Origin of the sequence: Xanthomonas arboricola pv. guizotiae (assembly GCF_002940205.1) — a bacterium.
Lineage (GTDB): Bacteria > Pseudomonadota > Gammaproteobacteria > Xanthomonadales > Xanthomonadaceae > Xanthomonas > Xanthomonas arboricola_C.
Genome location: NZ_MDSK01000018.1, coordinates 56,574 through 68,670, shown reverse-complemented (window position 1 = coordinate 68,670; position 12,097 = coordinate 56,574). Strand labels below are relative to the sequence as shown.

Sequence of the window (12,097 nt, the reverse complement as noted above, 5' to 3'; positions counted from 1 at the left end):
CTCTCATAGGGGGATGAGCAAAAACAACCATGCGCCGGTCTGGCTGGCGCAACCGATTGTATGCAGCGGATCCAATGGAATTTCTCACTCCAAGGCACTAAGAAAATCAAAAAACCTCACTCTGTCTCCTGCCAACCCAGTTATGCGGCATGCAGATAAAGGGCACTTTTTGCATACCTCCGGCGCTGTCGTGCATAGGACATTGCACGCCATGCGAAACCGTATTGAAGACAAGGCTTTTGCCGGAGAGGATTCGCAAGGCAATCCAAGGACCAAGCCTTGCATTGGCTTGACCACTGTCCTGGCATGACGTGGTAATGGCTGCTGGCGCGGCGCTTCAGTAAATGAAAGATGCGCTTCAAACGATTGCCGCGCGGTTCCGTTGCATCGACGGATTGGCGACATATTCCATGTGCGCTGCAAGCGCATGCAAATCGCAATACCGTGGTATAGACCTGGACACGCGATTGGATGGACTCAGCGATCGCGCCTGTTGTTTCGCCGGATCGCCCGGCCTGCGCATTGCCCGATGTCGGAATTTTGTTAGTTATCGATCACGCATGCCCTGGATGTAAGAGCTGTGTTGCGCCTAAATGAGCGTACGTTAAAGCCGACCTACCCACAGCCGAAGAAAAGTACGCAACAGTGAAACTTTCTGGCCCGGCAATGGTACATACCATTCGTCCGACCCCAGGTTGGATCCCCTGGCAGCCAAAGGCGATGGCGATGCACTTATCTATACACGTGGGTTTTGTATTGGCGCCTGCTGTTCGCAACAGGCATCCGATGTACGCCTGGCACGTGTGCAGACATGGGAAGGCCGGCTGATGCACGGCAACCTTCCCGGCAAGCAAGGATCGGCTTTCCTGTTGACGCAGGACGCGCGTCTGGCATCGCAGGTCAATGCCAGCCTGGCACCGCTGGCCCCGAGCTTTGCGGTGTTTTCCGACGAACTCGAACTTCTGCGCTCGCTGCGGCATTCCCCTTGCGAGCTGTTGATCTTCGATGCGACCTGCGTTGCGTCGGACGACAGTTCATTGCTGGCCTGGCAACGCTGCCACAGCGGCCATCCCACGCCGCTGATCGTGCTGGGGCGTTTCGACTGTGCCCACGACATCCTGGCCTGGTACCGCGCCGGCGCACACGATGTGCTCGCCCTTCCCTTCAATTCCCACGAACTGCATGTGCGCGCAGCGTTGGCGCTTTCGCCGGTGGTCGAGGCGTGCCCCGAGAGCCAGCAGCTGAGTGTGGGCCCCTACCAGCTGATCCGCGACGAAAATACCGTGTATCTGCACGGCAAGCCGATCGTGTTGACCGCCCGCGAGTTCTCGATCGCCTGGCTGCTGTTTTCCAGCCCCGGTGTGTGTTTCCGCCGCTGCCAGTTGGCCAAGGCGGTGTGGGGTAGCCACACCGAGTTCACCGACCGCACGATGGAGCAGCACATCTACAAGCTGCGCAAGAAACTGCAGCTGTGCAATCACAGCGGCGTGGTGCGCATCAGAACCGTGTATTCGCATGGGTACAAGCTGGAACTTGCCCTGCAGGACAAGGACGCACCGACGCCCGGCAAGGTCGTCAGCCCCAGCACCGGCCATCATGCTGCGGCCTGTTGACCGTTGCGGCCCTGCAAAAGCGAAGCGCGTCGATCGGCTGCGACCTGCGCTTGCTACCTGCTATCGACGCCTGCAGTGCACTGCCTAGGCCGCTGCCATGCGTTGATCTGGTCAGGCATTAACTGGCAGAGCTTTTCGCCGGCTCCACGTTGAGTGGAAACATACCCATTTAATAGTTCAATAATGTATTGAAAACACAAGCAGCCCCCGGCGTATTGCCGCCTGACTGCTTGCTACACCTTGGCGGGACTTCCAAGTTTTCTGCCGACAATCGAAGAACGCATCAATCGAGCTGAATTCCGCACTCAAACGCACGCGTGCTTTGGTCAGCCTCCGCCGACCGTACATCTCCAGAAACGACAATGGCGCGGAGCAGTCTCCGCGCCATTGTGCGATCAGGCCTTGCAACCGGTTACTGCTTGGGATTTTCGCCGTACTCGTTCGGGCCGGGCGTACCTTCCAGGCACATGAACACCAGCACGATGAACCCACCGACGTAAGGCACCAGGCTGAGCAGATAGAACCAGCCCGACTTGCCCTGGTCGTGCAAGCGACGCACGGTCACCGCAATGCTCGGCACGATCAGTGCCAGCACCACGATCCCGATGACGGCAGCGACCAGCCACGCCAATGCACCAGGACCGCTCTCGCCGCCCGTCAGTGCAGCCGCAATGCCGAAAATGCCGCCCAACACCAGCAGGACGATCGCCTGCAGCAGCATGAACATCCAATATTCCTTGCGGCGCGAGCGGCCATTGAAGTCGGCGTAGCGCTTGAGTGGCAACAACATCCATTCCATCGTGTTTCTCCTGATAACGCGCAGTGAGCGCTGTCCATGATCCGGTGCACAGTGCAACGGGCCGCGCATGTTGCCATAGCCGCCCTGCGCTGAAAACGTTTTCTTATCGATCAAGGGCAGATCGCGACCTGCTGGCCGGCGGACGGTCGCCGGAGCTGGCGGCGGCCAGCCCGAAACTTCATTGATGTCATTCCGGCATTGCGCAGGCGGCCATACCGCCCACTACACGGGGGTGTGGGGTCAGCTCATCGCATGCAGAGCGACGCCCGTATAGACAGTCGCTCCCCTACCGCGCCGGCATCACTCGGCCGCCGCTTCCAGTGCCTGGCTCAGCCGCTCCACGGCGACGATCTCCATGCCCTTGATCCTGGTGGTCTTGGGCGCGTTGGCCTTGGGCACGATCGCGCGCTTGAAGCCATGGGTGGCGGCTTCTTTCAGACGATCCTCACCGTTGGGCACCGGCCGGATCTCGCCGGACAGCCCCACTTCGCCAAAGGCGATGGTCTTCTCCGACAGCGGCCGGTCACGCAGCGAGGACAGCACTGCCAGCAGCACCGGGAGGTCGGCAGCGGTTTCCTGCACGCGAATGCCGCCGACCACGTTGACGAACACGTCCTGGTCGCCCACCACGATGCCGCCATGGCGATGCAGCACCGCCAGCAGCATCGCCAGCCGGTTCTGCTCCAGGCCCACCGCGACGCGGCGCGGATTGGACAACGGCGAGGCATCCACCAAGGCCTGTACTTCCACCATCAGCGGGCGGGTGCCTTCGCGGGTGACCATCACGCAGCTGCCCGGTTGCTGGGTGCTGCCACCGGACAGGAAGATCGCCGACGGGTTGGAGACCTCCTTGAGGCCCTTCTCGCCCATCGCGAACACGCCCAGCTCGTTGACCGCACCGAAGCGGTTCTTGAACGCGCGCAACAGCCGGAACCGGCTACCGCTCTCGCCTTCGAAGTACAGCACCGCATCGACCATGTGCTCGAGCACGCGCGGGCCGGCGATGCCGCCTTCCTTGGTCACATGGCCGACCAGGAACACCGCGGTGCCGGTCTCCTTGGCGTAACGCACCAGCCGCGCCGCGCTTTCGCGTACCTGGCTGACCGAGCCCGGCGCTGCGGTCAGCGATTCGGTCCACAGCGTCTGCACCGAGTCGGCCACGATCAGCTTCGGCCGCGCCACGCTGGCGTGTTGCAGGATGTTTTCGATGCCGGTTTCGGCCAGGGCATTCAGCCCTTCCAGCGGCAGATCCAGCCGCACCGCGCGCCCGGCCACCTGCGCCAGCGATTCCTCGCCGGTGACGTAAAGCACCGGCAGCGTGCTGGCCATGCTCGCCAGCGCCTGCAGCAACAGCGTCGACTTGCCGATGCCGGGGTCGCCACCGATCAACACCACCGCGCCTTCGACCAGGCCGCCGCCCAGCACCCGATCGAACTCGCCAATGCCGGTGGACACGCGCGCCTGCTCGGACTGCTGCACGTCCTTGAGCGCAGTGATCCTGGGCGCCTCGGCCTTGCCGGCCCAGCCGCTACGCCGCGATGCTGCAGGCGACGCTTTGCTGCCCGGCGTCGCGCTTTCGAGCACGATTTCGCTCAGCGTGTTCCAGACCCCGCATTCGGTGCACTGCCCTTGCCACTTGTTGTACTCGGCGCCGCACTCGCCGCAGACATAGGCAGTTTTCGCCTTCGCCATCGTCAGTCAACCAATCGCTTCTGGAGCGACAGGATAGTCGGCGCTGGTCTCAGGATGCGCGACGCTGGCTCGGGATTCGGGATTCGGGATTCGGGATTCGGGATTCGGGATTCGGGATTCGGGATTCGGGATTCGGGATTCGGGATTCGGGACTCGGGACTCGGGACTCGGGATTCGGGAATCGGGAATCGGGAATCGGGAATCGGGCAGGCTGCGGCGTCGCAGGAATCGATGCAACCGCCCATCCTGCTGCTGCGTTTTCACTCAGATATCGATGGCGCCGAGCGTTTGGCTGGCGCGCTGTCTTTTGCTCGGTCGGCATCGGTACCGAACAGAAGCAGCGTCTGGAGCCGCATGATCGATCGCAATCGGTCATGCAGTTCCAGGTCTTCGTTACCAGCTCGAACGGCTGCAAGCGGGCGGGCGCCACTCAGCGCGGCTTGTACAACTCGCTCAGACGATCCGGCTTGCCGGGGATGCGCTCCAGATGCGGATACAGCAGGCCGCCGTGGTAATCGATGCGCACGGTGTCGTAGCGGTCCAGGCGCTTGACCAGCAGTTCGATCGGCGCAGTGGTGCCCTTGGCCGCCTTGATCGCGTCCTTGATCACCTCGCTGCTGAAGGCACGGTCGTTGACTGCCACGATGGTGTTGCCGGCGATCAGGCCGGCATTGAAGGCCGGGCCGTCCCACAGCACATCGCTGATATCGCCGGAGGATTTCAGGGACACGCCAAGCGAATAGGTCAGGCTGGCGTCCTTGTCGTCGCTCTCGTCGGCCTTGGTGGCCAGATTCGGCTCCTCGTTGTAGACCAGCTTCCAGCCGTTGGCCTCGATGCCACCGTTCAAGGAACCGTGCCCGTCCATGCGGCTGCGCAACAGGCTCGCCCAGTCGTACGCGGCCACGCCGTTGAGCGCGGCGACGATGTCGTCGAAGGTGTACGGGTTGACGTCCCAATCGCCGTTCTTCATACCGAAGAAGGCCTTGCCGAAATCGTCGATGGAACGCTTGTTGTTGGTCAGCGCGCGCAGCTTGCTGTCCACTTCCAGCCACATCATCTGGCCGCCGGAGTAATAGTCTTCGGCCATCTGATAGCTACGGTAGGCCTTGGGCCGGCGCATCGACATGGTCGGGTCGTTGGTGGTGTCCTGCACGGTGCGCCAGGCCATGCCGGGGCGACCGCGCTCGTAGTTCGCCGCCACGCCGGCCAGCATCTCGCGTGCCTGGTCCTGCGTCCACAGGCCCGAACGCGCAGCCATCACTTCGCCCCAGAACTGGGTCTGGCCTTCGTACAGCCACAGCAGGCTGTCGCCCATCGGCACGTTGAAGTTGGGCGTGGCCAGGTCGGCGCCGCGGCGGTACTTGCCGTTCCAGGAATGGTTGAACTCGTGCGCGAGCAGATCGCGGCCGGTCCAGCTATTGTCCCACTCGGTGAAGTAGGTCGGCACCCCGCTGTTTTCGCTGGAGCGATGATGCTCCAGGCCGATGCCACCCAACTTCTTGGTCAGCGCCAGCAGGAATTCGTAGTGATCGAAATGCCGCGCGCCGTAGAGCTTGTCCATCTGCTGCACCAGCGACGCATGCGCCTTGATCTGCTCGGGCTTGGCCTCCAGCGACTTGGCTTCGTCGGCGAACACGTTGAGGTAGACCGGCTGCTTGCCGCCGCTCAACTCCACGCGCTTGTAGTACTTGCCGGCGAACATCGGCGAGTCGACCAGGTCGTCGAAGTCGATCGGCTTGAAGGTCACGGTGTCGCCCACCCGGCGTTCGGTCTCCAGCGCCGTGGCATAGCTCCAGCCGGCCGGCAGCGTGACGCTGGCCTGCGCCTTGATGTTGCGTGCGAAGACGCCGGCCGGATACAGCGCGGTGGTGTTCCACTGCAGGTTGAGCATCTCCGGGGTCATCATCACCCGGCCCTGGGCGGGGGCCTGCGGGGAGAGGAACCTGAACTCGGCCACCAGCTCGCTGGCGCCCTGCGGCACGTCCACGGTGAAGGCGTATACATCGAACTGGTCGCGTTTCCACGGCACCACCTTGCCATCGACCTTGATCACCAGACCGGCGAGCTTGTCGATCGGCCCGGTCGGCGAGTGGTTGCCGGGAATCCACTGCGGATACAGCAGCGCCATCGGGCCCGGCTTGGCCGGCATGGTGGTTTTGACCTTGAAGATGCGGTGGGCCAGATCGGTGGCATCGACGTCGATCTTCAAGGTGCCGTCGAACGGCACGTCCTGCGGCGGTGCGGTTTGCGCGGCCGCAGGCAACGACAGTGCCGCCAGCAACGACACGGACAACAAGGTGGGGATCTTCATCGCAACTCCGCAGGGACCTGGAACAGGCAAGCCCACGATGCTAAGCGCCTGCCCGCGCTTCCCCGTATGCCATAGGTCATGCTGCGCAGCGATTCGCACACAAAAAAGCCGCCGGTGACCCGGCGGCTTTTTGTCCAGCATGCTGGGATCCGGCGTGCCGTGATCCGGCACAGCGCCGTCTCAATGCATCATGTTGACGTTCATGTTGTGCAGCACCCACAGCGAGCCGACGATCACGATGCCGATGATCAGCAGCGAGAACAGGCCCACCTGCACATTGGAGCGCTGCTCGGGCGAGCGATCCATGTGCAGGAAGTACACCATGTGCACCAGCATCTGCACCGCCGCCATCAGCGAGATCACGATGACGGTGACGCCCTTGGAGAATGCCCCGCTCATCACCATCGCAAACGGGATGACGGTGAGGATCACGGCCATCACAAAGCCGATCAGGTAGGACTTCAGGCCGCCGGCATGTGCATCGGCAGCGGTTTCATGCGCGTGGTGATTGGCCATTACAGCGCTCCCAGCAGGTAGACGACGGTGAACACACCGATCCAGATGATGTCCAGGAAATGCCAGAACAGGCTCAGGCAGGCAAGACGCGTGCTGTTGCGCGCGGTCAGGCCGTTCTTGGAGATCTGGATCACCAGCACCGCCATCCACAGCAGGCCGGAGGCCACGTGCAGACCGTGCGTGCCCACCAGGGTGAAGAACGCCGACAGGAACGCGCTGCGCCCCGGGCCCGCCCCTTCATGGATCAGGTGGTTGAACTCCCACACTTCCATGCACAGGAAGCCGATACCCAGCAGCGCGGTGACGGCCAGCCAGCCATACAGGCCGCCCATCTTGCGCTTGTGCGCGGCAATCATCGCGAAGCCGAAGCTCAGGCTGCTGAACAACAGCAGGAAGGTTTCCACAAGCACGAACTTCAGGTCGAACAGCTCCTTGGCGGTCGGCCCGTCCACCGTGGCGCCGGAGAGCACCGCATAGGTGGCGAACAAACCGGCGAACAGCAGGCAGTCGCTCATCAGATAGACCCAGAACCCGAAGACGGTGTTGCCACCGGCGTCGTGGTGTTCGTGGTCGTCATGGCCGCCCGCGTGGGCGGCGTGGTCAAGCGTGGTCGAGGAAGCCATGGTCATACCACCTTCGCGGCCTGCGCCGCCTGTTGCTGTTCGAGCAGGGCGAAACGTGCGTTTTCGATGCGCTCCACTTCGTCGGCCGGCACCCAGTAATCGATGTCGTCATCGAACGTACGTGCGATGAAGCTGCCGATCATGCCCACCAGGCCGATGATGGCCAGCCACCAGATGTGCCAGATCAGACCGAAGCCCAGCAGCACACTGAAGGCACCGATGTAGACGCCTGCGCCGGTGTTACGCGGCATGTGGATCGCTTCGTACTTGGAAGGACGCAGCCAGCCCTTGCCGTTCTGCTTGTCGGCCCAGAACTGGTCACGGTCGTCGATGTGCGGCAGCACGGCGAAGTTGTAGAACGGCGGCGGCGAAGAGGTTGCCCACTCCAGCGTCCGGCCATCCCACGGATCGCCCGTGTAGTCCATGTGCTCCTTGCGCTTCCACACGCTGTAACCGATCTGCACCAGGTTCAGGAAGATACCCAGGCCGATGATCGCAGCACCCACCGCAGCGACGTACAGCCATGGCGCCCACTCGGGATGGTTGTAGGTGTTCATGCGACGGGTCATGCCCATGAAGCCGAGCACGTACAGCGGCATGAAGGCCACGAAGAAGCCGATGATCCAGCACCAGAACGATGCCTTGCCGATCTTCTCGTTGAGCTTGAAGCCGAACGCCTTCGGGAACCAGTAGGTCAGACCCGCCAGGTAACCGAACACCACGCCGCCGATGATCACGTTATGGAAGTGCGCGATCAGGAACAGGCTGTTGTGCAGCACGAAGTCCACCGCCGGAATCGCCAGCATCACGCCGGTCATGCCGCCGATGGTGAAGGTGATGATGAAGCCGATCGTCCACAGCACCGGCGATGTCATGTGCACGCGACCGCGGAACATGGTGAACAGCCAGTTGAAGATCTTCACGCCGGTCGGAATCGAGATGATCATCGTCGTGATGCCGAAGAAGGCGTTGACGTTGGCACCCGAGCCCATGGTGAAGAAGTGGTGCAACCACACCACGAACGACAGCACGCCGATGCACGAGGTGGCGTAGACCATCGAGGTGTAGCCGAACAGGCGCTTGCGGCTGTAGGTCGCAATCAACTCGGAGAAGATGCCGAACGCCGGCAGGATCAGGATGTAGACTTCCGGGTGACCCCAGATCCAGATCAGGTTGACGTACATCATGGCGTTGCCGCCACCGTCGTTGGTGAAGAAGTGCGTGCCCAGGTAACGGTCGGCACCCAGCAGCGCCAGCGCCACGGTCAGGATCGGGAACGCCGCGATGATCAGGATGTTGGTGATCAGCGCGGTCCAGGTGAAGATCGGCATGCGCATCAGGGTCATGCCCGGCGCGCGCATCCGCATGATCGTCACGAAGAAGTTGATGCCGGTCAGCAGCGTGCCCAACCCGGACACCTGCAACGCCCAGATGTAGTAGTCGACACCGACCCCCGGACTGTATTCCAGCCCCGACAACGGCGGATACGCCAGCCAACCGGTCTGCGCGAATTCGCCGACACCCAGCGAGATGTTGATCAGCGCCGCACCGGCCACGAACAGCCAGAAGCTCAGCGAGTTCAGGAAGGGGAACGCCACGTCGCGTGCGCCGATCTGCAGCGGCACGATCAGGTTCAACAGGCCGGTCATGAACGGCATGGCCATGAAGAAGATCATGATCACGCCGTGCGCGGTGAAGATCTGGTCGTAGTGATGCGGCGGCAGCACACCTTCGCCACCGTTACCGGCCAACGCCTGCTGGGTGCGCATCATCGCCGCGTCGGCAAAGCCGCGCAGCAGCATGACCAGCGCCACGATGATGTACATCACACCGATGCGCTTGTGATCCACCGAGGTGAACCACTCGTTCCACAGGTAGCCCCACAGCTTGTACTTGGTGATGGCGCCCGCGATGAGCAGGCCGAGCAGACCGGCGCCACCGAGTGCGACCATGATGATCGGCTCGTGGTACGGAACCGCCTCGATCGTAAGTTTGCCTAGCATCACTTGTCTCCAGAAGTGCACATGGCAACCGGCTCTGCAGCCGCTGCCTGATGGTCGCCATGGCCTTTGTCATGGCCCGGACCATTCATGTATTTGTCGACGAGCGAGCGGAACATGCCGTCCTGCACCGACGAGTAGTAGGTGACCGGATACTGTTCCTTGTCGTTGCGGTTGGCGGCCAGCACCTGATACTCGGCGGCGTTCAACGCGGTCGGCGATGCCTTGACCTTGGCCACCCACGCATCAAAGCCGGCCTGATCGAGCGCATGCGCCTTGAAGCTCATCTTCGAGAAGCCGTGACCGCTGTAGTTGGTCGACAGGCCGAAGTATTCGCCCGGCTCGTTGGCCACCAGGTGCAGCTTGGTTTCCATGCCGGCCATCGCATAGATCATCGTGCCCAGGTGCGGGATGAAGAACGAGTTCATCACCGTATCGGAGGTGATCTTGAAGTTCAGCGGCGTATGCACCGGGAACGCGATCTCGTTGACCGTGGCGATGTTCTGGTCCGGGTAGATGAACATCCACTTCCAGTCCAGCGACACCGCCTCGATGGTGATCGGCTTGACGTCCGAATCCAGCGGCCGGTACGGGTCCAGCGCGTGCGAGGAGCGCCAGGTCAGCACCGCCAGCACCAGGATGATCACGCAGGGGATCGACCACACCACCACTTCGATGGCGGTGGAGTGCGACCAGTCCGGCTCGTAGCGCGCCTTCGTGTTGGACGCGCGATACTTCCACGCGAACGCAATCGTCATCACGATCACCGGGATGACCACGATCAGCATCAGCACCACCGAGGTGATCAGCAGCTGCTTCTCGTCGTGGCCGATCTGGCCTTTCGGATTGAGAATGGCCGAGTTGCAGCCTGCCAACAGCAGGAACGGCAGCATCAGGCCTGGACGAAGTACACGCCCGAGATGTTTCAACGGAATCATCGGTCGATCCAAGTGCGAAGGAACGCCAGCCTCGTACGTCGTATCCATGTGGACGCGTCCTGACGGTGCGCTTCCCGGGGGAAGGCAGCCACGCAGACCGAAGACACGAGTTAGCTCCCTGATTTTAGACTTTGCTGCACCTGCACGAAACCCATCGGCAATGATCTGTCGCAATTAATCCGCGCAAACCTGTGCGACATGTTGTCGCAGCGCTGCGCGGGGCGGCAAAGATGCGGTTGCGGCCATCGATTGCGGCCTGCGTGATGTGCGGCGTGCATGGCGGCGCAGCGCGGGGAAACCCGTGCATCGGCCCAAAACGCAATGGGCCGACCAATGGTCGACCCAGTGCTGAAGCGATGGTGCCGGAAATAGGAATCGAACCTACGACCTACGCATTACGAATGCGCCGCTCTACCAACTGAGCTATTCCGGCGAGCCGTGAATTGTAGGAGCGGAGCCGGTGCCCGGTCAATCGCCACCAGGCGGCGGACTATGCATCCCGGCCCCGAGCCCAGGGCTGTGGCCTTCGAACCATGGCCACCTGCAACTGCAAAACGCCCGGACTTGCCGCATGCACTCGACGCTGGCTCAGCCAGCCTGGAGCACCCGCTGTCAGCTGACCAGACGCAACCGCAGTTCCTTGGGCAGCGCGAATACCATCGATTCCGGCTCGCCTTCCAGCTCGGACACACCCTCGGCGCCCAGCTCGCGCAACCGCGCCAGCACGCCATCGACCAGCACCTGCGGCGCGGAAGCGCCGGCAGTCAAACCGATATGCTGCTTGCCGACGATCCAGGCCGGATCGATCTCGCCGGCGTTGTCGATCAGGTAGGACTCCACCCCGTCGCGCCGGGCCAGCTCGCTGAGGCGATTGGAATTGGAGCTGTTGGGCGAGCCGACCACCAGCACCAGATCGCATTGGCGCGCCAGATCGCGCACCGCGTCCTGGCGGTTCTGGGTGGCGTAGCAGATGTCGTCGTGGCGCGGCCCCTGCATCGCCGGGTAGCGCGCACGCAGGGCCTCGATGATGCCCATGGTGTCGTCCACCGACAGCGTGGTCTGGGTGGTGTAGGCAAGGTTCTCCGGCTGGCGGATCTGCAGCGTGGCGACCTGTTCGATATCCTCGACCAGATAGATCGTGCCCGGGCCGCGTTCGCGGCTCCACTGCCCCATCGTGCCTTCCACTTCCGGATGCCCGGCGTGGCCGATCAGCACCACGTCGCGGCCGGCCCGGCAATGCCGCGCCACCTCGAAATGCACCTTGGTCACCAGCGGGCAGGTCGCGTCGAACACCTTGAGCCCGCGGCGCTCGGCTTCCTGACGCACCGCCTGCGAGACGCCGTGTGCGCTGAAGATCACCGTGGCGTTGTCGGGCACCTCGTCCAGTTCCTCGACGAAGACCGCACCGCGCTGCTTGAGGTCGTCGACCACGAAACGGTTGTGTACCACTTCATGGCGCACATAGATCGGCGCGCCCAGCGTTTCGATCGCACGCTTGACGATCTCGATCGCGCGGTCGACACCGGCACAGAAACCACGGGGATTGGCGAGCAGGACATCCATGGCGGGCATTCTACGGGAATGGGGACTGGAGGATGGGACCGG

The 12,097-nt window shown here is 62.6% G+C and carries 10 protein-coding genes and 1 tRNA gene; 2 read left to right on the top strand and 9 right to left on the bottom strand.

The window, feature by feature from the left end:
* Window positions 1–13 precede the first annotated feature (13 nt).
* Window positions 14–310 carry a hypothetical protein gene (locus XarbCFBP7408_RS22390; protein ID WP_146093767.1) on the top strand — a complete coding sequence of 99 codons (297 nt, stop codon included), beginning with the start codon at window positions 14–16 and terminating at the stop codon, window positions 308–310.
* Between the two features lie 517 nt (window positions 311–827).
* Window positions 828–1,613, top strand: coding sequence for a winged helix-turn-helix domain-containing protein (locus XarbCFBP7408_RS12475; protein ID WP_104563240.1), 786 nt, complete (start codon window positions 828–830; stop codon window positions 1,611–1,613).
* 412 nt (window positions 1,614–2,025) lie between these two features.
* Here XarbCFBP7408_RS12475 and XarbCFBP7408_RS12470 read toward each other — a convergent pair whose 3' ends face one another.
* The 9 genes from XarbCFBP7408_RS12470 to ispH form a co-directional block, all read right to left on the bottom strand.
* Window positions 2,026–2,412, bottom strand: a complete 387-nt coding sequence (locus XarbCFBP7408_RS12470; RefSeq protein ID WP_104563218.1) for a DUF805 domain-containing protein — start codon at window positions 2,410–2,412, stop codon at window positions 2,026–2,028.
* 300 nt (window positions 2,413–2,712) lie between these two features.
* Window positions 2,713–4,104: a DNA repair protein RadA gene (gene radA, locus XarbCFBP7408_RS12465; protein WP_104563217.1), complete on the bottom strand. Its 1,392-nt coding sequence runs from the start codon at window positions 4,102–4,104 to the stop codon at window positions 2,713–2,715.
* Between the two features lie 430 nt (window positions 4,105–4,534).
* Window positions 4,535–6,415 (bottom strand): M61 family metallopeptidase, encoded by a 1,881-nt coding sequence (locus tag XarbCFBP7408_RS12460; protein WP_181106531.1) that lies wholly within the window; start codon window positions 6,413–6,415, stop codon window positions 4,535–4,537.
* A 180-nt stretch (window positions 6,416–6,595) separates the two neighbouring features.
* The gene (gene cyoD, locus XarbCFBP7408_RS12455; RefSeq protein WP_006450195.1) at window positions 6,596–6,931 is read right to left on the bottom strand and encodes a cytochrome o ubiquinol oxidase subunit IV; all 336 of its coding nucleotides are present in this window, start codon (window positions 6,929–6,931) and stop codon (window positions 6,596–6,598) included.
* Entirely contained in the window at window positions 6,931–7,560 is a 630-nt protein-coding gene (cyoC, locus tag XarbCFBP7408_RS12450; RefSeq protein ID WP_181106533.1) for a cytochrome o ubiquinol oxidase subunit III, read from the bottom strand. Before cyoC ends, cyoD begins: the two co-directional genes overlap by 1 nt.
* Window positions 7,557–9,557: a cytochrome o ubiquinol oxidase subunit I gene (gene cyoB / locus XarbCFBP7408_RS12445; RefSeq protein ID WP_104563216.1), complete on the bottom strand. Its 2,001-nt coding sequence runs from the start codon at window positions 9,555–9,557 to the stop codon at window positions 7,557–7,559. Before cyoB ends, cyoC begins: the two co-directional genes overlap by 4 nt.
* Entirely contained in the window at window positions 9,557–10,492 is a 936-nt protein-coding gene (gene cyoA, locus XarbCFBP7408_RS12440) for a ubiquinol oxidase subunit II (protein ID WP_104563215.1), read from the bottom strand. The genes cyoB and cyoA overlap by 1 nt, the downstream gene beginning before the upstream one ends.
* A 357-nt stretch (window positions 10,493–10,849) precedes the next feature.
* Window positions 10,850–10,925 (bottom strand) — tRNA-Thr (locus tag XarbCFBP7408_RS12435).
* Window positions 10,926–11,104: 179 nt separating this feature from the next.
* The gene (gene ispH, locus XarbCFBP7408_RS12430) at window positions 11,105–12,055 is read right to left on the bottom strand and encodes a 4-hydroxy-3-methylbut-2-enyl diphosphate reductase (protein WP_104563214.1); all 951 of its coding nucleotides are present in this window, start codon (window positions 12,053–12,055) and stop codon (window positions 11,105–11,107) included.
* Window positions 12,056–12,097 lie beyond the last annotated feature (42 nt).

Bases quoted from the DNA above. Each gene is read 5' to 3' on its own strand.
- ispH (WP_104563214.1), bottom strand. From the start codon at position 12,055: ATGGATGTCCTGCTCGCCAATCCCCGTGGTTTCTGTGCCGGTGTCGAC.
- radA (WP_104563217.1), bottom strand. From the start codon at position 4,104: ATGGCGAAGGCGAAAACTGCCTATGTCTGCGGCGAGTGCGGCGCCGAG.
- XarbCFBP7408_RS12475 (WP_104563240.1), top strand. From the start codon at position 828: ATGCACGGCAACCTTCCCGGCAAGCAAGGATCGGCTTTCCTGTTGACG.
- cyoA (WP_104563215.1), bottom strand. From the start codon at position 10,492: ATGATTCCGTTGAAACATCTCGGGCGTGTACTTCGTCCAGGCCTGATG.
- cyoC (WP_181106533.1), bottom strand. From the start codon at position 7,560: ATGACCATGGCTTCCTCGACCACGCTTGACCACGCCGCCCACGCGGGC.
- XarbCFBP7408_RS22390 (WP_146093767.1), top strand. From the start codon at position 14: ATGAGCAAAAACAACCATGCGCCGGTCTGGCTGGCGCAACCGATTGTA.
- cyoD (WP_006450195.1), bottom strand. From the start codon at position 6,931: ATGGCCAATCACCACGCGCATGAAACCGCTGCCGATGCACATGCCGGC.
- XarbCFBP7408_RS12460 (WP_181106531.1), bottom strand. From the start codon at position 6,415: ATGAAGATCCCCACCTTGTTGTCCGTGTCGTTGCTGGCGGCACTGTCG.
- cyoB (WP_104563216.1), bottom strand. From the start codon at position 9,557: ATGCTAGGCAAACTTACGATCGAGGCGGTTCCGTACCACGAGCCGATC.
- XarbCFBP7408_RS12470 (WP_104563218.1), bottom strand. From the start codon at position 2,412: ATGGAATGGATGTTGTTGCCACTCAAGCGCTACGCCGACTTCAATGGC.